Origin of the sequence: Antiquaquibacter metalliresistens, from assembly GCF_029211225.1 — a bacterium.
GTDB lineage: Bacteria > Actinomycetota > Actinomycetes > Actinomycetales > Microbacteriaceae > Rhodoglobus > Rhodoglobus metalliresistens.
Window position 1 is genome coordinate 356,909 of record NZ_JARGEM010000001.1, and the last position, 17,975, is coordinate 374,883.

At 70.8% G+C, this 17,975-nt stretch carries 19 protein-coding genes; 13 read left to right on the forward strand and 6 right to left on the reverse strand.

Features of this window, described 5'->3' with window-relative positions; all coding sequences use genetic code 11:
• Nucleotides 1–23: 23 nt before the first annotated feature.
• From PYV02_RS01825 to PYV02_RS01860, 8 genes are all read left to right on the forward strand, one after another.
• The gene (locus PYV02_RS01825) at nucleotides 24–1,190 is read left to right on the forward strand and encodes a ferrochelatase (RefSeq protein ID WP_420833588.1); all 1,167 of its coding nucleotides are present in this window, start codon (nucleotides 24–26) and stop codon (nucleotides 1,188–1,190) included.
• The gene (gene hemC, locus PYV02_RS01830; RefSeq protein ID WP_275755602.1) at nucleotides 1,187–2,080 is read left to right on the forward strand and encodes a hydroxymethylbilane synthase; all 894 of its coding nucleotides are present in this window, start codon (nucleotides 1,187–1,189) and stop codon (nucleotides 2,078–2,080) included. Before PYV02_RS01825 ends, hemC begins: the two co-directional genes overlap by 4 nt.
• Nucleotides 2,077–3,042: a porphobilinogen synthase gene (gene hemB / locus PYV02_RS01835; protein ID WP_275755605.1), complete on the forward strand. Its 966-nt coding sequence runs from the start codon at nucleotides 2,077–2,079 to the stop codon at nucleotides 3,040–3,042. Before hemC ends, hemB begins: the two co-directional genes overlap by 4 nt.
• Nucleotides 3,039–4,325: a glutamate-1-semialdehyde 2,1-aminomutase gene (gene hemL / locus PYV02_RS01840; protein ID WP_275755607.1), complete on the forward strand. Its 1,287-nt coding sequence runs from the start codon at nucleotides 3,039–3,041 to the stop codon at nucleotides 4,323–4,325. The genes hemB and hemL overlap by 4 nt, the downstream gene beginning before the upstream one ends.
• A 131-nt stretch (nucleotides 4,326–4,456) precedes the next feature.
• On the forward strand, nucleotides 4,457–4,789 hold the full coding sequence (locus tag PYV02_RS01845) for a YtxH domain-containing protein (protein WP_275755609.1): 333 nt from the start codon (nucleotides 4,457–4,459) through the stop codon (nucleotides 4,787–4,789).
• Between the two features lie 7 nt (nucleotides 4,790–4,796).
• Nucleotides 4,797–5,216: a phage holin family protein gene (locus PYV02_RS01850; protein ID WP_275755611.1), complete on the forward strand. Its 420-nt coding sequence runs from the start codon at nucleotides 4,797–4,799 to the stop codon at nucleotides 5,214–5,216.
• Nucleotides 5,217–5,230: 14 nt separating this feature from the next.
• Nucleotides 5,231–5,458, forward strand: coding sequence for a DUF3618 domain-containing protein (locus PYV02_RS01855; protein WP_275755613.1), 228 nt, complete (start codon nucleotides 5,231–5,233; stop codon nucleotides 5,456–5,458).
• A 44-nt stretch (nucleotides 5,459–5,502) separates the two neighbouring features.
• Entirely contained in the window at nucleotides 5,503–6,279 is a 777-nt protein-coding gene (locus PYV02_RS01860; RefSeq protein ID WP_275755615.1) for a uroporphyrinogen-III synthase, read from the forward strand.
• Here PYV02_RS01860 and PYV02_RS01865 read toward each other — a convergent pair.
• On the reverse strand, nucleotides 6,276–6,680 hold the full coding sequence (locus tag PYV02_RS01865; RefSeq protein ID WP_275755617.1) for a DUF1304 domain-containing protein: 405 nt from the start codon (nucleotides 6,678–6,680) through the stop codon (nucleotides 6,276–6,278). The genes PYV02_RS01860 and PYV02_RS01865 overlap by 4 nt on opposite strands.
• A 60-nt stretch (nucleotides 6,681–6,740) precedes the next feature.
• Nucleotides 6,741–7,766, reverse strand: a complete 1,026-nt coding sequence (locus tag PYV02_RS01870; protein WP_275755619.1) for a 6-phosphofructokinase — start codon at nucleotides 7,764–7,766, stop codon at nucleotides 6,741–6,743.
• Between the two features lie 128 nt (nucleotides 7,767–7,894).
• On the opposite strand from PYV02_RS01870, the gene PYV02_RS01875 reads away from it, so the two are divergent.
• The 3 genes from PYV02_RS01875 to PYV02_RS01885 all read left to right on the forward strand — a co-directional run bounded on the left by PYV02_RS01875 (nucleotide 7,895) and on the right by PYV02_RS01885 (nucleotide 9,836).
• Nucleotides 7,895–8,239 (forward strand): DUF4190 domain-containing protein, encoded by a 345-nt coding sequence (locus PYV02_RS01875; RefSeq protein ID WP_275755622.1) that lies wholly within the window; start codon nucleotides 7,895–7,897, stop codon nucleotides 8,237–8,239.
• Nucleotides 8,240–8,308: 69 nt separating this feature from the next.
• Nucleotides 8,309–9,232 (forward strand): DNA-3-methyladenine glycosylase family protein, encoded by a 924-nt coding sequence (locus PYV02_RS01880; RefSeq protein WP_275755624.1) that lies wholly within the window; start codon nucleotides 8,309–8,311, stop codon nucleotides 9,230–9,232.
• Nucleotides 9,233–9,287: 55 nt separating this feature from the next.
• Nucleotides 9,288–9,836: a thioesterase family protein gene (locus PYV02_RS01885; protein WP_275755626.1), complete on the forward strand. Its 549-nt coding sequence runs from the start codon at nucleotides 9,288–9,290 to the stop codon at nucleotides 9,834–9,836.
• Between the two features lie 12 nt (nucleotides 9,837–9,848).
• Here the strand turns inward: PYV02_RS01885 and PYV02_RS01890 are convergent, their stop codons facing one another.
• Genes PYV02_RS01890 through PYV02_RS01905 form a run of 4 tightly spaced genes read right to left on the reverse strand, consistent with a single transcriptional unit; the run spans nucleotide 9,849 to nucleotide 13,756 of the window.
• Nucleotides 9,849–10,316, reverse strand: coding sequence for a cytochrome C5 (locus PYV02_RS01890; protein WP_275755628.1), 468 nt, complete (start codon nucleotides 10,314–10,316; stop codon nucleotides 9,849–9,851).
• A gap of 41 nt (nucleotides 10,317–10,357) precedes the next feature.
• Entirely contained in the window at nucleotides 10,358–11,716 is a 1,359-nt protein-coding gene (locus PYV02_RS01895) for an FAD-binding oxidoreductase (protein ID WP_275755630.1), read from the reverse strand.
• A gap of 26 nt (nucleotides 11,717–11,742) precedes the next feature.
• Nucleotides 11,743–13,269, reverse strand: a complete 1,527-nt coding sequence (locus PYV02_RS01900) for a phytoene desaturase family protein (protein WP_275755632.1) — start codon at nucleotides 13,267–13,269, stop codon at nucleotides 11,743–11,745.
• Nucleotides 13,262–13,756, reverse strand: coding sequence for a MarR family winged helix-turn-helix transcriptional regulator (locus tag PYV02_RS01905; RefSeq protein ID WP_275755634.1), 495 nt, complete (start codon nucleotides 13,754–13,756; stop codon nucleotides 13,262–13,264). Before PYV02_RS01905 ends, PYV02_RS01900 begins: the two co-directional genes overlap by 8 nt.
• A gap of 79 nt (nucleotides 13,757–13,835) precedes the next feature.
• On the opposite strand from PYV02_RS01905, the gene PYV02_RS01910 reads away from it, so the two are divergent.
• On the forward strand, nucleotides 13,836–14,423 hold the full coding sequence (locus PYV02_RS01910; RefSeq protein WP_275755637.1) for an NADPH-dependent FMN reductase: 588 nt from the start codon (nucleotides 13,836–13,838) through the stop codon (nucleotides 14,421–14,423).
• Between the two features lie 87 nt (nucleotides 14,424–14,510).
• Nucleotides 14,511–17,966, forward strand: a complete 3,456-nt coding sequence (locus PYV02_RS01915; RefSeq protein ID WP_275755638.1) for a bifunctional proline dehydrogenase/L-glutamate gamma-semialdehyde dehydrogenase — start codon at nucleotides 14,511–14,513, stop codon at nucleotides 17,964–17,966.
• Nucleotides 17,967–17,975 lie beyond the last annotated feature (9 nt).

The following is a 17,975-nucleotide window of genomic DNA, read 5'->3' on the forward strand; positions in this document are numbered from 1 at the left end:
AGGTCGCCCCGAGTTCGGTGGGCATCGTTGGGCAGGGCGAGCTCGCCCCCACCGTCCCCGGCGCCACATCCGCGGCTCAGGACGGCCCCGAGCACGTCGAGGTGCCGGTCGCCTACGACGCGATCCTGCTGGCGAGCTTCGGCGGGCCGGAGGGGCAGGACGACGTGATCCCGTTCCTGCGCAACGTCACGCGCGGTCGTGGCATCCCCGAGGAGCGCCTCGAGGAGGTCGCGCATCACTACCGCGCGTTCGGCGGCGTGAGCCCCATCAACGATCAGAACCGCGAGCTCAAGGCGGCCCTCGAGGCCGAGCTCGCCCGCCGCGGCATCGACCTGCCGGTGCTGTGGGGCAACCGCAACTGGAGCCCCTACCTGCGCGACGCCCTCACCGAGGCGAACGAGCGAGGCTTCACGAAGCTCATCGCGATCGGCACCTCGGCATACTCGTCGTATTCGAGCTGCCGCCAGTATCGCGAGGACTACGCGATCGCCCTCGAGGAGACGGGCCTGGGCGGCGTGATCCAGATCGACAAGGTGCGCCAGTTCTTCGACCACCCCGGGTTCGTCGAGCCCTTCATCGAGGGCACGCGACAGGGGCTCGCGGATGCCGCGGCGCAGGGCATCCCGCCCGAGCAGACCCACGTGCTCTTCGCCACGCACTCGATCCCCACCGCCGACGCCGAGCGCAGCGGACCCCGTGATCGCGACTTCGGGGAGGGCGGCGCCTACGCCGCCCAGCACCTCGCCGTCGCGGAGGTCGTGATGGCCGGGCTCGACGTCGCCTGGGACCTGGTCTACCAGTCGCGCTCCGGCCCGCCGACGCAGCCCTGGCTCGAACCGGACATCAACGACCGCATCGCGGAGCTCGCCGAGCGCGGCGTCGCGGCGGTGGTGATCGTGCCGCTCGGCTTCATCTCCGACCACATGGAGGTGAAGTGGGATCTCGATACCGAGGCGGTCGAGACGGCGCGTGAGCACGGCATGCTGGCGATCCGGGTGCCGACGCCCGGCGTGCATGCGGCGTTCGTGAGCGGCCTCGTCGACCTCGTGTTGGAACGTCGCGACGGCGTGCCGACGAGCGAGCGCCCCGCTCTCACCGCGCTCGGGCCCTGGTTCGACGTGTGCCGACCGGGCTGCTGCGAAAACGTGCGCCTCGGCTTCAAGCCCGCGCTCGCCGGGATCGCGCCATGAGCGCCCTGAGGCTCGGCACCCGCGCCAGCGCCCTCGCCATGTCGCAGGCCGGATCGATCGCGTCCGCGCTCGCCGCCAAGGGCGCCGAGGTCGAGCTCGTGCAGATCGCCAGCGAGGGAGACCGGTCGACGGAGTCGCTCGCGAGTCTCGGCGGCACCGGCGTATTCGCCAGTGCGCTGCGCGACGCGCTGCTGGCGGGCGAGGTGGATGTGGTCGTCCACTCGCTCAAAGACCTCCCGACGGCCGCAGTGCCGGGCCTGTCCATCGGCGCCGTACCCAAGCGTGCCGACCCTCGGGACGCGCTGTGTGCGCGCGACGGCCTCACGCTGGAGACCCTTCCGTCGGGTGCGCGCGTCGGCACGGGCTCGCCGCGCCGGGCCGCTCAGCTGCGCTCCCGACGCACCGACCTGGAGATCGTCGATCTGCGCGGCAATGTCGACACCCGTCTGGGCAAGGTCGCCTCGGGGGAGCTCGACGCGATCGTGCTCGCCGTCGCCGGCCTGGAACGGCTGGGACGGGCCGACGCGATCACCGAGACGCTGGGCATCGACGGGTGGCCCACGGCTCCCGGGCAGGGTGCCCTCGCGCTCGAGGTGCGGGCGGGCCAGGAGAAGCTCGTGCGCGGGCTCGAGCACGCGACATCCCGAGTGCTGGTCGAGGCGGAGCGGCGCACGCTGGCACTGCTCGAGGCGGGCTGCTCGGCACCCGTCGGCGCGCACGCCCTCGTCGACGACGGCATGCTGTTCCTCTCGGCGCGCGTCTATGGACCCGACCGCTACCTGACCAGCTCGCACGCGCTGTACCTCGACGACGCGAAGGATCCGGCCGGCGATCTCGCCGCCCGCGTCGCCGCCGAGCTGCTCGACCTGGGCGCCGGGGAGTTCATGTGATCATCCGTCCCCGGCGACTCCGCTCGACCCCGGCGCTGCGGCGACTCGTCAGCGAGACCCGACTGCATCCGGCCGAGCTCATCCTGCCGATGTTCGTGCGCGAGGGGGCGAACGCGCCCGTGCCGATCGTCTCGATGCCCGGGGCCGTGCAGCACTCGCTGGATTCCCTGCGGCGTGCGATCGTCGAGGCGGCCGAGGCCGGGATCGGCGGCGTCATGCTCTTCGGTGTGCCCGAGCACAAGGATGCCGAGGGCAGCGGCGCGACGGACCCCGACGGCATCCTGAACGTCGCCACGCGCGTCGCCGTCGAGGAGGCCGGGGACGCGCTCGTCGTGCAGACGGACCTCTGCCTCGACGAGTTCACCGATCACGGCCACTGCGGGGTGCTGGATGCCGCGGGCCGCGTCGACAACGACGCCTCCCTGCTGCGCTACCGCGACATGGCGATCGCGCAGGCCGAGGCCGGGTCGCAGCTGCTCGGGCTGAGCGGCATGATGGACGGCCAGGTCGCCGCCGTGCGCGACGCCCTCGACGGTGCGGGATTCCCCGACACCCCCATACTCGGTTACGCCGCGAAGTACGCCTCCGCGTTCTACGGCCCGTTCCGCGAGGCGGTGCAGTCCTCGCTCTCCGGCGACCGCATGTCCTACCAGCTCGACCCCGCGAACCGCCGCGAGGGGGCGCGGGAGGTGACGCTCGACGCCGAGGAGGGCGCCGACGTCGTCATGGTCAAGCCCGCGATGAGCTACCTCGACGTGCTCGCGGACGCGGCGCTCGCCAGCCCGGTGCCGGTGTGGGCGTACCAGGTCTCCGGGGAGTACTCGATGATCGAGGCCGCCGCGGCGAACGGCTGGATCGATCGCGAACGCGCGATGCTCGAGTCGGTCACGAGCATCCGTCGCGCCGGTGCGGACGCCGTGCTCACCTATTACGCGACCGAGCTGGCGGGGATGCTGCGATGACGAGCAACGCCGAGGCGTTCGAGCGGGCCCGCCGAGTGATCCCCGGCGGGGTGAACTCGCCGGTGCGCGCCTACGGCTCCGTCGGCGGCACCCCGCTGTCGATCGTCTCCGGCAGGGGCCCGTATGTCACCGACGTCGAGGGCCGCGAGTACGTCGACCTGGTCGGCGCCTGGGGTCCCGCGATCCTCGGGCACGCGCATCCCGAGGTCGTGCGGGCGGTGCAGGACGCCGCGGCACGCGGCCTCGGGTTCGGCGCTCCCACCCCCGCCGAGACCGACCTCGCCGAACTCATCCGCGCCCGTGTGCCCTGGGTGGAACGCGTGCGCCTCACGTCCACGGGCACCGAGGCGACGATGACCGCGATCCGGCTCGCGCGCGGCGCCACCGGTCGCGACCTCGTGGTGAAGTTCGCCGGCCACTACCACGGTCACTCGGACGGACTGCTGGCCGCGGCGGGCTCGGGGCTCGCGACGCTCGCCATCCCCGCCTCCGCCGGCGTGCCGGCCGCGATCGCCGCGCAGACCATCGTGATCGCCTACAACGACGAGACCGCCGTGCGCGCGGTGTTCGACGAGCACGGCGATCGCGTCGCCGCCGTCATCGCCGAGGCGGCGGCCTGCAACATGGGCGTCGTGCCGCCCGCACCGGGATTCAACGCGTTCCTGCGCGAGATCACCCATCGGCACGGCGCGCTGCTCATCCTCGACGAGGTGCTCACCGGGTTCCGCGCGAGCGCCGCCGGCTGGTGGGGGATCGAGCAGGTCACCCCCGACCTCGTTACCTTCGGCAAGGTGGTCGGCGGCGGCCTTCCGCTGGCCGCGCTCGCCGGGTCGGCGCAGCTGCTCGAACGGCTCGCCCCGCTCGGCCCCGTCTACCAGGCGGGCACGCTCAGCGGTAATCCCGTCGCCGTCGCGGCCGGGCTCGCGATGCTGCGCGGTGCGGATGACGCGGCCTACGCCCGCCTCAGCGCCGCGTGCGACGTGGTCGCCGCCGCCGCATCCGCCGCACTGGCCGCCGAAGGCGTGCCGCACACCGTTCAGCGCGCCGGCACCCTCTTCTCCGTCTTCTTCACCGACGAGCAGGTCACGAACTACGCCGCGGCGCAGGCGCAGCACGCCGCGCGCTACCCCGCGTTCTTCCACGCGATGCTCGCCGCCGGGGTCAGCCTGCCGCCGAGCGTCTTCGAGGCCTGGTTCCTCTCGGCCGCCCACGACGAGGCCGCTCTCGGAAGGATCGTGGCCGCACTGCCCGCGGCGGCTCGCGCCGCATCCGCCGCGAACTGACGTATTCCGTCCGCGGCATGCGTGCGCGAGGATGGAGGGTAGCGCGCCAGCGTCGTCGCGTCGACCCGGTCCACCGATCCCGAACACGGGGCTAGTGTGGACACAGCACTGGCAAACGATCGGAGAGCCCCATGAAAGGCAAGATCCTCCTGCTGGTCGGACTCGGCGTCGGCTACGTGCTCGGCACGCGAGCCGGGCGCGAGAAGTACGACCAGATGAAGGCCGCCGCGCTGAAGTTCTGGAACGACCCGCGCGTGCAGAAGCGCGTCGACGACGCCCAGGAGTTCGTCAAGGACAAGGCGCCGGACGTCGCGGAGTTCCTCGCCGACGGCGCCAAGACCGTCGTCTCGAAGGTCTCGGGCTCGAAGGCGCCCGCGGCCACCACCGCATCGCGCAAGCCGACCACGTCGAGCAAGTCGACCACCTCGAAGCCGGCCACGCGCACGTCGACGACCAAGAAGTAGTGCGGCGATGACCGGCACGACTTCCGGGCCGACGACGCCGAAGCGGTCCCTCTTCAAGCTCATCGGTGACCTGCCGACGCTCGTCGTGGATCTCTTCCGCGCCGAGATCGAGTCCCTCAAGCAGGAGCTCGCAGACAAGCTCAAGCACGCCGGGATCGGGGTGGGACTGCTGGTCGGCGCCGCGATGTTCCTGTTCTTCGCGCTGCTCGTGCTGTTGGCGGCGGCGGTGCTCGGGCTGGCCACGGTGCTGCCCGCGTGGGCGGCGGCGTTGATCGTCGGCGGGGGCATCCTGCTGATCGCGGCCGTGCTGCTGCTGGCCGGCGTCGCGAATCTCAAGAAGGGCGTCCCTCCGACGCCGAACACGACCATCGAGTCCGTCAAGCGGGATGTCAGCGTCATCAAGGGCACCGCGCGACGGACCGTCTAGGAAAGCGAGACACCATGTCCGACATCCGTTCCAAAGTCGCCTCCACCCGCGCCGACCTCGAAGCCACGCTCGACGCGATCGAGGACAAGCTCGACGTGCCCAAGCGCGTCAACGAGCTGGGCACTCGGGTGAAGGCCTCCTACGAGTCGAACCCCGTGCCGTGGATCATCGGAGCGACCGCGGCCGCCGTGGTGGTCGCCGGTCTCGTGGCCTGGGCGATCCTCAGCGGCGACGACGACTGATCGGCGCGCTGTGACACAGCCCGCATCCGCGGGAGACTGAAGGCATGCCTACCCGACCCCTTCGAGGCTGGCGCGTGCTCGTGCCGCGCGGCGGCAAGTGGGGCGACCACGTCGCCGCCCAGTTGCGCGCCCGCGGGGCCACGCCGGTGATCGCTCCGATGATCAACTTCGCGAGCGCCGATGACGGCCCCGCACTGGCGAATGCCCTGCACGAGTTGCAGGACGGTCAGTACGACTGGCTCGTCGTGACGAGCGCGACCACCGTCGATGTGCTCGCCGGCCACGGCGTCACCGTGCCGCCGACCACGAGGATCGCCGCCGTCGGCGAGACGACTGCGGCGGCCCTCACCCTCGCCGGATACCGGGCCGATCTGGTGCCGCAGCTCGACAACTCCGCCCGCGGCCTCGTCAAGGAGTTCGCGACGCGCGCCATGACCGGCCGGGTGCTGGTGCCGCAGTCCGACCTCGCCGAGCCGACCCTCGTCAGCGGGTTGACCGCGCTCGGGCTGCACGCGCACTTCGTCGCGGCGTATCGCACGATCGGGGTGCCGGTCTCCGACGCGGTGCGGGCGGATGTGGCATCCGGTCACATCGCGGCCGTGCTGGTGACCTCGGGTTCGGTCGCACGGCAGATCGCGGCGCAGCTCGCACCCCTGCCGGAGGCGACCGTGATCGCGTGCATCGGTCCGCGCACCGCCTACGACGCCCGGGCGGCGGGGCTCAGGGTCGACGCGATCGCCGAGGACCGCTCGATCGAGGCCCTGGTCGAGGCGCTCGTCGAGTTCGTCGCGCCCCTCGACCAGAGCGGCTCGACGGACTAGGGCAGCACGACCGACAGCAGCAGGAACACGATGCCCACGAGCGGGGCGACGCCCTGCAGTGCGGCCGCGCGCGCGAGCTTCGGCGATGAGGTGATGAGCACGAGGGCGGCGAGCACCATGCTCGCGCACGCGAAGATCGCGATCGCGATGCCGCCCTGCGACCACTGCGCCGAGCCGAGCATCACGAGACCGACGCCCGCGCCGATCGCCAGGAACACGTTGTAGAAGCCCTGGTTGAAGGCCATCGGCTTGACGATGTCAGCCTCCTGCTGGGTCTTCAGACCGAAGCGCTTCCAGACGGCGGGCTTCGACCAGAGGATGCTCTCCATGAAGAAGATCACGATGTGGATCACCGCCGCGAGGAAGACGAAGGCGGAGCCGATGATGACGAGAATGTCCATGCGGATCAGTGTGGCAGGGTCTCGGCGGCCTCGACCACCGGTGATCGAGGCCGCTGCGATTCAGCCGAAGAGGATCGCGGCCTCGTCGTAGCGGGACTGCGGCACGGTGTTGAGCTTGCCGAGCGCATCCTCGAAGGCGACGTGCGTGATGGTGGTGCCCGACAGCGAGACCATGCGGCCCCATCGGGCGTGGATCACCGAGTCGATCGCCGCCAGTCCGTACCGGGTGGCCAGCACGCGGTCGTAGGCCGTGGGCGTGCCGCCGCGCTGGATGTGGCCGAGCGTGGTCGCGCGCGTCTCCATGCCGGTGCGCGCTTCGATCTCGGGCGCGAGCAGGTCGCCGATGCCGCCCAGCCGCGGCCGGCCGAACGCGTCGAGGCCGCGCTCGGAGTGCGCATCGTCCATGGTGTCGAGCTTGAACCCCTCCGCGACGACGACGAGTGGCGCGCGCCCGCGGTCCTTGACCGAGTTCACCCAGGTCACGATCTGATCCATGCTGGTCTTCTGCTCGGGGATCAGGATGGCGTGTGCGCCGGCGGCCATGCCCGAGTGCAACGCGATCCAGCCGACGTGTCGACCCATCACCTCGGCGACCATGCAGCGGTTGTGCGACTCGCCGGTGGTGCGCAGGCGGTCCATCGCCTCGGTCGCGATCTGCACCGCGGTGTCGAAACCGAAGGTGTAGTCGGTGGCCGACAGGTCGTTGTCGACCGTCTTGGGCACGCCCACGATCTTGACCCCGGCATCCGAGAGCCGCTTGGCCGCGGCCAGCGTTCCCTCGCCGCCGATCGCGATGAGTGCGTCGACGCCGAGATCCGCCATGTTCTGCTTGACACGGTCGGCGCCGCCGTCGCCCTCGAACGGGTTGGTGCGCGAGGTGCCGAGGATGGTGCCGCCCTGTTTGGCGATGCCCTGGATGTCCTTGCGCACGAGCGGGATCACGTCGGCTTCGACCACGCCGCGCCAGCCATCGCGGAAACCGACGAACTCGGTGTCGTAGATCTGGATGCCCTTGAGCACCGCCGCCCGGATCACCGCGTTGAGACCGGGGCAGTCGCCGCCGCTGGTGAGGATACCGACCTTCATGCGACCCATTCTGCCGTGTTCCGATGGGCGACGATTGCACCCCGGCAACCCATTGCCCGGCGGGCGCGCCCGCCGATACTGTCATCCCAGCGGCGCACGGAGCGCCGCCTCACGTACAGGAGATCGTCATGACTGAAGCCGCACCCGCATCCGCCCCGGTTCCGGCACCGCCCGGCACCGACTACCCCGGCAAGACCCTCGGCATCGTGGGTCTCATCCTCGCGTTCGTGTTCACGATCGTCGGGCTCATCCTCAGCATCATCGCCAACGGCCAGTCCAAGGCCGCCGGCTACACGAACGGCCCGGCGAAGGCCGGCATCATCGTGAGCATCGTGCTGATCGTGCTCGGCATCATCGGCGGCATCATCTTCGCGCTGACCTTCGGTGCGCTCTTCGGCGGTCTCGCCCAGATCTGCAACGAGCTCGGCCCCGGTGTGCACGAGGTGAACGGCGTCACCTACACCTGCGGCTAGTCCGCACCATGCGAGGGCCCCGGTTCGCCGGGGCCCTTTCTCGTCGGCACCGCCACGTATCCTCGACGCATGCCGGATGCGCCGCCCGTGAGCACCACGTACGCGCCCGCGCACCCCGTGGATCTGCACCTCACCCTCCGTCCCCTGCGCCGCGGGCACGGCGATCCGACGTACCGCGTCGAGGGCACGGTCATCTGGCGCACCCTGCGCGCCCCCTCCGGCCCGGCGACGCTGCGGCTCGAGCGCGCGCAGCACGGCATCCGCGCGACGGCGTGGGGTGAGGGTGCGGCGTGGGCGATCGAGGGGGTGCCAGAGCTGCTGGGTGCCGGCGACGACTGGAGGGGGTTGGACGTGGCATCCGTTCCCCTGCTCGCGGAGGCCCGCCGCCGCAACCCGGGCCTGCGGCTGACGCGCACGCGGCAGGTGTTCGAGATGATGGTCGCCGCCATCCTGGAGCAGAAGGTCACCGGCGTGCAGGCCAGAGCGTCCTGGCGCGCACTGCTGGCGAAGTACGGCGAGGCGCCACCCGGACCGGCGCCCGCGGGGATGCGCGTCTTCGCGCACCCGGAGGTGTGGCGGCGCATCCCCTCCTGGGACTGGCATCGCGCGGGTGTGGGGCCGGAACGCGCGGCGACGTGCGTGCGGGCGGCGCGGGTCGCGCCATCCCTCGAGCGCACCCTCGACGAGGGTCGCGGCGGCGCGGGCGTCGAGCGCGCCCTGCGCAGCATCCCGGGGGTCGGGGTGTGGACGAGCGCCGAGACCACGCAGCGCGCGCACGGGGATCCGGACGCGCCGAGCGTCGGGGACTACCACCTGCCGGCGCTGGTGGGGTGGGCGCTGGCGGGAGCCCCGGTCGACGACGACGGCATGCTCGCCCTGCTCGCGCCGTTCGCGGGCCACCGCCAGCGCGTGATGCGCCTCATCGAGGTCAGCGGTGCCGTGAAGCCTCGTCTCGGTCCACGGATGACCATCCAGGATCACCGCTCGCATTAGTGCGGAACCTCCAAACGTTTCGAGCGTCGGCATTCGGAACCTCTAGCCTGGCGCGGTGAACAAGCTGCTGCGCACGTGGTGGGCCCTCGTTCGTGCCCGCCGATCCAGTCGACTCGCGGTGACGGACGTCGGTCGCGTGCGTTTTCGCGTACGCCTGACCGACATCGACACGCTCCGCCACATGAACAACGGCGTGTATCTCTCGATCGCCGACCTGGGCCGATTCGACCTGCTCGTGCGCACGGGCATCTGGGACGTGTTCCAGCGGGAGGGCTGGTACCCGGTGGTCGCGAACGCGACGATCAGCTACCGCAAGTCACTCGACTTCGGTCAGCGCTACGTGCTCGAGTCGAAGCTCATCGGCATCGACGCTCGCGCGGTGTACGCGGAGCAGCGCTTCACCGTCGACGGCGAGATCTACGCACGCCTGGTGATGCGGGCCAGGTTCCTGAAGCGCAAGGGCGGGGTGGTGAGCGCCCACGACATCGCCGAGGCGCTCGGCATCGAGCTCGCCGACTTCGTCGTGCCCGAATGGATGTCGCGCTGGAGCGACGACGTCGCCCTGCCCTCCACGAAGCAGCCGGCGCGCTCGCACTGGCTCTAGTCGAGTTCTGGCCTAGTCGAGCTCCTGCTTCGCATCGACCTCGAGATCGTCGACCTCGAGGTCCTCATCGAGCTGCACTCGGATCCAGGCGTCGGGGAACTGCTTCGGCGCGGCGAAGCACAGCAGCGTCGCGTCGGGGAGCACGTCGATCGAGCTGATGCTGAGGTCGGCACGCAGATCCGTGGTCTCCACGACGTCGCCGTCGACCGCGTCCTCGATCTCGGCAGCGATCTCGTCGATGATCGCGCTCCACCGGGCCTCGGTGATCTCCAGAATGCGTGCGACGCCGGCGACCAGGGATGCCTCGTCGAGCTCGGGCTGTTCCTCGAGGTCGGGGTCGACCGTGAGCGTCACATCGGTCACCGCGGCCGCGAGGCGGGCGCGGCCGGTCACCGAGTCGCCCTCGATCGTGGGCGATTCGAGTAGACCGCGCTCGCGGATGGCGGACAGCAGACGTTCCGCCGGATCGGGGTGGTTCATCCGGGCATTCCTCTTCGTGCGTTCGAGCCTATCCGGCCGGGCTAGCGCGTCGGGCCGTAGGCGAAGGTGCCGCTCGGGTCGACCTCGGAGCGCACCACGTCGAGACGGGTGAACGACTCCGCAGGCCAGAGCGAACGGAACTCCTCGGGCGTGTGCCACACCCGGAAGTTCACGTTCATGTCGGCGGAGACCCAAGGGGCGATCGCGTCGAGGAACGCGCCGAAGGCGTCCGGGAGCACGGTCTCGAAGAGCGCCGGGTTCGGCATCCCGACGACGTTCATCAGGTAGCCGGCGGAGCGGCCGCCGACCGCAGAACCGCCCTCGACGTCGTGCCGGGTGGCGCCCCCGATGTGCCGGATCTCGGTGGCGAGGAACGGGGTGTCCACGCCGGTGCCGACGGTGGCGAGCACCGCGCTCGCGAAGCCCTGGTCGAGGTCGCGCAGCATCAGGCCCGATGCCCAGCCGAGGCCGGGCTCGGTCGGATCGTTGTGGATCGTCGCGATGGCGCTCGCCGGCAGCTCGTCCAGGGTGTCCATGAACGGCGTCGCGAGCGCCCGAAGCGGGGCGGCGAGCGTGACGCCCTCCGCAGCATCCCCGGGGAATGCGAAGCGCAGCATGAGCAGGGTGCGGCCCCGCATCGGCTCCGGCACCTGCTCGATCGGCGGGAAGTGCATGATGGCGACGCTCGTCGTGACCGAGTCCGGTGCCGTGTGCGTCCAGTCGATCCACCCGCGCAGCACCGTCTCGATGTCGTCCTCCGCGAACACGAGCGAGCCGCCGTAGAGCGTCGCCAGGTCGATGAGCTGCACCCGCGACTGCACGACCACGCCGAAGCCGCCCTTGCCGCCGCGCAGCGACCAGAACAGGTCGGGATGCTCGTCCCGGCTCGCCCGCATCACCTCGCCGTCCGCCGTGACCACCGTGAACTCCCGCACGTAGTCGCTCGAGAAGCCGTGGCTGCGGGCGAGCGGCCCGAGGCCGCCCCCGAGCAGGTATCCGGCCGCGCCCACGTTCGTCGAGGAGCCGGCGATCGGCGCGAGTCCGTGCACGCCGGCCGCCGCGACGACCGCGGCCCAGCGGGCACCACCGTCGATCGTGGCGATGCGGCCGACCGGATCGATCTCGACGGCGTCGAGGCGCTTCAGGGTGATGACCATGCCGTGGGTGATCGTCGCGTGGTCGCCGTGGCCGGTCGCACGCACGGTCACGTGCATTCCGTGCTCGGCCGCGAAGCGCACCGCGAGCTGCACGTCGCCGACCGAGGCGGCGCCGACGACGAGCTCGGGGGTGTGCACGTAGCTGAGATTGGAGCCGCTCAGCTCCGAGGCGAAATCCGGGTCGGCCGGGGTGAGCAGGGGGCCCTCGAGGGCGCCAGCGAGTTCGGTGAGATCCATCGACATGACCGATACCGTAGCGCCAGCGGGCGTCACTGACTCTCGAGCACCGCCATCGCCGCGTTGTGCCCGCCGATGCCGCTGACGGCACCGCCGCGTCGGGCGCCGGAGCCGCACAGCAGGATGCGCGAATGCTCGGTCGCGACCCCCCAGCGCTGCGCCGGGGTGGTCAGCTCGGCGTCATCGTCCACGAAGGGCCAGGAGAGCGGCCCGTGGAAGATGTTGCCCCCGGGCATCGCGAGGGCGTGCTCGAGGTCGCGGGTGGTCTTGGTCTCAATCGTAGGGCGGCCGGAGGCATCCCGCAGCAGCAGCGGCTCGACGGGTTCGGCGAGCACGCTGTCGAGGCTGGCGAGCACGGCGGCCTGCAACTGCTGCCGTCGGTCGTCGTTGTCGTGGTCGCCGATGAGCCGATCCGGGGTGTGCAGGCCGAACACCGTGAGCGTCTGCGCGCCGCTCGCCTGCAGTTCGGGCGAGAGGATGCTGGGGTCGGTGAGCGAGTGGCAGTAGATCTCACAGGGCAGGGGCTGCGGTACCGTGCCCGCCTCGGCCGCACCATAGGCGGAATCCAGCTGCGACCAGGTCTCGTTGATGTGGAAGGTGCCGCCGAATGCGGCAACCGGATCCACGCTCGCGTCGCGCAGTCGCGGCAGCCGCGAGAGCAGCAGATTGACCTTCACCTGCGCGCCCTCCGGTCGCTGCGGTGCCGGTTCGTGGAGCAGCCGGGTCAACTCGGTCGGCGCCACGTTCGCCAGCACCCAGGTCGCCGCGATCGTGCGGTCGCCGAAGGTCACCTCGCCGTCGGGGGTGATCGCGGTCACCTCGGCACCGGTGATGATCTCCGCGCCGGCGATGCGTGCGGCGCGGGCGAGCTCGCCGGTGACCGCGCCCATGCCCCCGACGGGCACGTCCCAGTCCCCGGTCTCGCCGCCGATCACGTGATAGAGGAAGCAGCGGTTGGCGGCGAGGCTCTCGTCGATGTTCGGCGCGAAGGTGCCGATGAGCGCGTCGGTGAGCACGACCCCGCGAACCAGGTCGTCATCGAAGGCCGACGCGATCGTTTCCCCGATGGGCCTCTCGATGAGGTCGCGCCAGAGGGCGTCGTCGCCGAGGGCGGCGCGGGCCTCCGCGCGGGTGAGCAGGGGTTCCGTGACCGTCGGGAACAGCGCGCGTGCGGCGCGTGCGGTGCCGGCGGTGAAGTCGGACCAGGCGGCGGCATCCCTGCCGAGCGCGGTGGCGGTGGCCGTGGCATCCGCGTTGTCGATCAGCAGGCCGTCGTCGCCACCCGGCCGCGGGGTGTAGCTGGAATAGCGCCGCCGGGCGAGTGTGATGTCGAGCCCGAGGTCGCGGATGATGCGCTTCGGCAGCAGTGACACGAGGTAGGAGTATCGCGAGAGCCGGGCATCCACCCCGTCGAAGGCGGGCGCGGACACGGCGGCACCGCCGACCTGATGCAGCCGCTCGAGCACGGTGACCCGCTGGCCCGCGAGGGCGAGATAGGCGGCAGCGGTGAGGCCGTTGTGGCCTCCGCCGACGATCACGACGTCACGGCGTTCAGGCAACGTTCTCCTTGGCGCCCTCGGCGGCCTCCTCCTCGCACAGCGGAGGATCGATGATGTCGAGCACCTTCCTCGAGACGGTGAGCAGCATCGCCCTCTCCCGCTCGTCCAGCAGGTCGAAGAAGTACTCACGGATGGCCGCACCATGGTCCCGAGCCGCACGCAGTGCTGCGCGGCGGCCCTCAGGGGTGAGGCTCACCCAGACGCCCCGGGCATCGTCGTCGCACGTCTCGCGCACCACGAGCCCGCGCTGCTCCATGCGGGTGATCTGGTGCGAGACGCGACTCTTCTCCCACCCGATGATGTCGCCGATCTGGCCCGACCGTCGCCGATGGGTGGGCTCTTCCGCGAGAGAGGCGAGGATCTCGAAGTCCGCCCCGGAGATGCCGGAGTCGGACTGCAGCCGTCGTTCGAGGTTGAGATCGAGCTGTCGACGCATGACGAAGAAGGTGCGCCAGAGTGTGCGCTCCTCTTCCGTGGACTCGATCATCACCCAAGTCTACGTTGGTTGACACGTCATCAACAGAGGAGTTATGGTGACGCGTCAACTTCTTCTCGAAAGGCTTCACGTGACTGACCTCAGCATCGGCATCATCCTCGGCAGCACCCGACCCGGTCGCAATGGCGAGCAGGTGGCGAAGTGGGTGCTCGAGCAGGCCGCCAAGCGGGATGACGCGCAGTTCGACCTCATCGACCTACTCGACTACAACCTCCCCCACCTCGACGAGGCCGTGCCGCCATCGATGCAGCAGTATGCCAACGAGCACACCAAGGCCTGGTCGAAGACCATCGACGCCTACGACGGCTTCGTGATCGTCACGCCCGAGTACAACCGCTCCCCATCCGGCGCGCTGAAGAATGCCCTGGACTTCCTCTACAAGGAGTGGAACAACAAGGCCGTCGGCTTCGTCAGCTACGGCGCTCAGGCGTCGGGGCTGCGCGCCGTCGAGCATCTTCGCCAGATCGCCGGCGAGTTGCAGCTGGCCGACGTGCGCACGGCCGTCGGCATCTCGCTGATCACCGACTTCGAGCAGTTCAGCGTCATGAAGCCGGTCCCGCACCACGAGCCCACGCTGAGCACGATGCTCGATCAGTTGGTCGCGTGGTCCGGTGCGCTGCGCGGCGTGCGCGAGAGCGCTGCGCTCGCCGCCGCGTAGCGGAATCCTGCGCGCGGCGGCGTGAGCACGCGGGAGTTCGGCGTCCCGCAGCGAACGTCGCCGCCCGCGCGTCACTAGGCTTTTCGCATGCTCCCCGCGGAGACCGGACCTCTCGTGCGCCCCGCCGACCTCGGCGATGAGACTCTCGCGACCGTTCGCCGCTGGCTCGCCGCCAGCGAGGGCGTGCCCGCCGATGCGAGCGCGGCGCGACTGGCGGGCCTGCTGAAGGACCCGCTCGGCCTCGAGTTCACGATCGGGTTCGTCGATCGCGTCGTGCGTCCCGAGGATCTGCGCGTGGCCGCCCGCAACCTCGAGCGATTGAGCCGTCGCATCCCGGCGTTCCTGCCCTGGTATCTGCGCGTCGCGATTCAGCTCGGCGGCGGCTTCGCGCCGCTGCTGCCGTGGCCGATCGTGCCGCTGGCCCGATGGGTGTTCCGCCGCATGGTGGGCCACCTCGTGATCGACGCGACGCCGAAGCGGCTCGACACCACGCTCGCGCGGCTGAGGGGACGGGGCATCCGCCTGAACCTCAACCTGCTCGGCGAGGCCGTGCTCGGTGATGACGAGGCCGCCAACCGGCTCGCCGGCACTCGGGAGCTGCTCGAGCGGCCGGACGTCGACTACGTCTCCATCAAGGTCTCCTCGATCGCCAGCCAACTGTCGATGTGGGCCTTCGACGACATGGTCGACCTCGTCGTGGAACGCCTGACCCCGCTCTACGAGTTCGCGGCGCAGTCCCCGACCGCGAAGTTCATCAACCTCGACATGGAGGAGTACCGCGACCTCGATCTGACGGTCGCGGTGTTCCAGCGGCTGCTCGACCAACCGGCCCTGCGCGATCTCGAGGCGGGCATCGTGCTGCAGGCCTACCTGCCGGATGCGCTCGCCGCGCTCCAGGGCCTGACGCGGTGGGCGGTCGAGCGTCGGGCGCAGGGGGGAGCGGGCATCAAGGTGCGTGTGGTCAAGGGCGCCAACCTCGCCATGGAGCGGGTCGACGCCACCATGCACGGCTGGCCGTTGGCGACCTGGCACTCGAAGCTCGAAACCGACACGAACTACAAGCGGGTGCTCGAGTGGGCCTTCACACCCGAGCGCACCGACGCCGTGCGGATCGGCGTCGCCGGGCACAACCTGTTCGACGTGGCCTTCGCCTGGTTGCTCGCCAAGGCCCGCAAGGTGGAGCACCGCGTCGAGTTCGAGATGCTGCTGGGCATGGCCACCGGCCAGGCCGATGCCGTGAAGCACGACGTGGGCGGCCTGCTGTTGTACACGCCCGTCGTGCACCCGCGCGAGTTCGACTCGGCGATCAGCTATCTCATCCGCAGGCTCGAGGAGAACTCCAGCCAGGAGAACTTCATGTCCGGCGTGTTCGAGCTCGCGACCGACGAGACGGTCTTCGCGCGCGAGGCGGAGCGGTTCCTCGATGCACTCGCCAGGCTCGACGACACCGTGCCGTCGTCGCACCGCACCCAGCACCGCGGGCGCATGCTCGCCGTCTCGGGGGTCGAGTTCCAGAACGAGCCGGACACCGATCCCTCGATCGCGGCGAATCGAGTGTGGGCCAACGCGGTGCTCGAGCGCAGTGCCGATTCGCAGCTCGGTGTCGACACCATCGCTGCGGGCCGGGTGGCGGATGCCGCGGCCCTCGAGTACCGCGTCGAGACCGCACTTCGCGCCGCCGCCGAGTGGGCCGCGCGCCCCGCCGCCGAGCGCGCGCGCGTGCTGCGCGACGCGGGGGACGTGCTGGCGGCCTTCCGTGGACGCCTTGTCGAAGTGATGGCGAGCGAAGCTGGCAAGACGATCGCGGAGGGCGATGTCGAGGTCAGCGAGGCCGTCGACTTCGCGCGGTACTACGCGAGCCGCATCGGCGAGCTCGAGTCGGTCGACGACGCGACGTGGCGACCGCCGAGACTCACCGTGGTGACGCCGCCCTGGAACTTCCCGGTCGCGATCCCGGCGGGCGGGGTGCTCGCCGCGCTCGCCGCCGGTGGTGCGGCGATCATCAAGCCGGCCTCGCTGTCCAAGCGCAGCGCCGCGGTGATGGTGGAGGCGCTCTGGGAGGCCGGGGTGCCGCGCGAGCTGCTGCAGCTGGTCGAACTGGGTGACCGCGACCTCGGCCCGCGACTCATCGCGCACCCCGCGGTCGACAGGGTGATCCTCACCGGGGCCTACGAGACAGCACAGCTGTTCCGCTCCTGGCGGCCGGACCTGCCGCTCGTGGCGGAGACCAGCGGCAAGAACGCCATCATCGTCACGCCGAGCGCCGACCTCGATCTCGCCGTCGCCGACATCGTGCGCAGCGCGTTCGGGCACGCCGGGCAGAAGTGCTCGGCCGCGTCGTTGGCGATCCTGGTCGGTTCCGTCGCCCGCAGCGAACGCTTCGCCAGGCAGCTCGAGGATGCCGCACGCACCCTGCGCGTCGGCTGGCCGCAACAGCGCGCCACCCAGATGGGGCCGCTCGTCGAGCCCGCGCACGGCAAGCTCCTCGACGCACTCACGACCCTCGGGCCGGGCGAGCAGTGGATGCTGCAGCCCCGCCGTCTGGACGACCGCGGCCTGCTGTGGTCGCCCGGCATCCGCACCGGCGTGCAGCCCGGCAGCGAGTTCCATCGCACCGAGTACTTCGGGCCGGTGCTCGGCATCATGACCGCCGCGACACTCGACGAGGCCATCGAACTGCAGAACGCGGTGGAGTTCGGGTTGACGGCGGGCATCCACTCGCTCGACACCGCCGAGGTCGCCCGCTGGCTCGACACCGTGCAGGCCGGCAATCTCTACGTCAACCGCGGCATCACCGGCGCGATCGTGCGTCGTCAGCCCTTCGGGGGGTGGAAGCGCTCCGCGGTCGGCCCCGTCGCCAAGGCCGGCGGCCCCAACTATGTCGCATCCCTCGGGTCGTGGGCGGCGGTCGAGCGCGAGCCGGTCAACGACATCCTGCTCGACGGCATCTCCGATCGGGTCGCCTCGGTGATCAAGAAGGCGCAGACCGGCATGGACTTCCCCGGCTTCGATCGGGTGCGCGCTGCCGCGCAGAGCGACGAGCTCGCCTGGCGAGCGGAGTACGGCGTCAGCCGGGATGTCTCGGGCCTCGGTGTCGAACGCAACGTGTTCCGCTACCTGCCGACGACGGTGACCGTTCGGCTCTGCGAGGGCGAGCCGCTCGATCGGCTGATCCGGCTCATCGCGGCCGCCGCCCGCGCGGGGGCGACCATCGACATCTCGAGCGCGCTGCCGTTGCCGACCGCGCTGGTGCAGTCGTTCGCGGCTCCGGTGCCGCCCGTCACGGTGCGTTCGCTGAACGTCGAGTCCGACGCGGCATGGCTGGCGCGGGTGCCGGGAACGGATGCCGCACGCATCCGCCTCGTCGGCGGTGACCCGGTCGCGCTCGCCGCCGTGCTCGACGCCGACACCGCGATCGTGGCGGGACCGGTGACCACCTCGGGCCGGGTCGAGCTGCTGCCCTTCCTGCGCGAGCAGTCGGTGAGCATCACCGCGCACCGCTTCGGCAATCCCGATCGCGAGTTCGCGGAGCTGCCGATCTGAGGAACGCGG

What these genes read in the sequence shown, in the direction of transcription:
- hemC (WP_275755602.1), top strand. Translation starts at nt 1,187, where the DNA reads ATGAGCGCCCTGAGGCTCGGCACCCGCGCCAGCGCCCTCGCCATGTCG.
- hemL (WP_275755607.1), top strand. Translation starts at nt 3,039, where the DNA reads ATGACGAGCAACGCCGAGGCGTTCGAGCGGGCCCGCCGAGTGATCCCC.
- PYV02_RS01845 (WP_275755609.1), top strand. Translation starts at nt 4,457, where the DNA reads ATGAAAGGCAAGATCCTCCTGCTGGTCGGACTCGGCGTCGGCTACGTG.
- PYV02_RS01850 (WP_275755611.1), top strand. Translation starts at nt 4,797, where the DNA reads ATGACCGGCACGACTTCCGGGCCGACGACGCCGAAGCGGTCCCTCTTC.
- PYV02_RS01855 (WP_275755613.1), top strand. Translation starts at nt 5,231, where the DNA reads ATGTCCGACATCCGTTCCAAAGTCGCCTCCACCCGCGCCGACCTCGAA.
- PYV02_RS01860 (WP_275755615.1), top strand. Translation starts at nt 5,503, where the DNA reads ATGCCTACCCGACCCCTTCGAGGCTGGCGCGTGCTCGTGCCGCGCGGC.
- PYV02_RS01865 (WP_275755617.1), bottom strand. Translation starts at nt 6,680, where the DNA reads ATGGACATTCTCGTCATCATCGGCTCCGCCTTCGTCTTCCTCGCGGCG.
- PYV02_RS01870 (WP_275755619.1), bottom strand. Translation starts at nt 7,766, where the DNA reads ATGAAGGTCGGTATCCTCACCAGCGGCGGCGACTGCCCCGGTCTCAAC.
- PYV02_RS01875 (WP_275755622.1), top strand. Translation starts at nt 7,895, where the DNA reads ATGACTGAAGCCGCACCCGCATCCGCCCCGGTTCCGGCACCGCCCGGC.
- PYV02_RS01880 (WP_275755624.1), top strand. Translation starts at nt 8,309, where the DNA reads ATGCCGGATGCGCCGCCCGTGAGCACCACGTACGCGCCCGCGCACCCC.
- PYV02_RS01890 (WP_275755628.1), bottom strand. Translation starts at nt 10,316, where the DNA reads ATGAACCACCCCGATCCGGCGGAACGTCTGCTGTCCGCCATCCGCGAG.
- PYV02_RS01895 (WP_275755630.1), bottom strand. Translation starts at nt 11,716, where the DNA reads ATGTCGATGGATCTCACCGAACTCGCTGGCGCCCTCGAGGGCCCCCTG.
- PYV02_RS01905 (WP_275755634.1), bottom strand. Translation starts at nt 13,756, where the DNA reads ATGATCGAGTCCACGGAAGAGGAGCGCACACTCTGGCGCACCTTCTTC.
- PYV02_RS01915 (WP_275755638.1), top strand. Translation starts at nt 14,511, where the DNA reads ATGCTCCCCGCGGAGACCGGACCTCTCGTGCGCCCCGCCGACCTCGGC.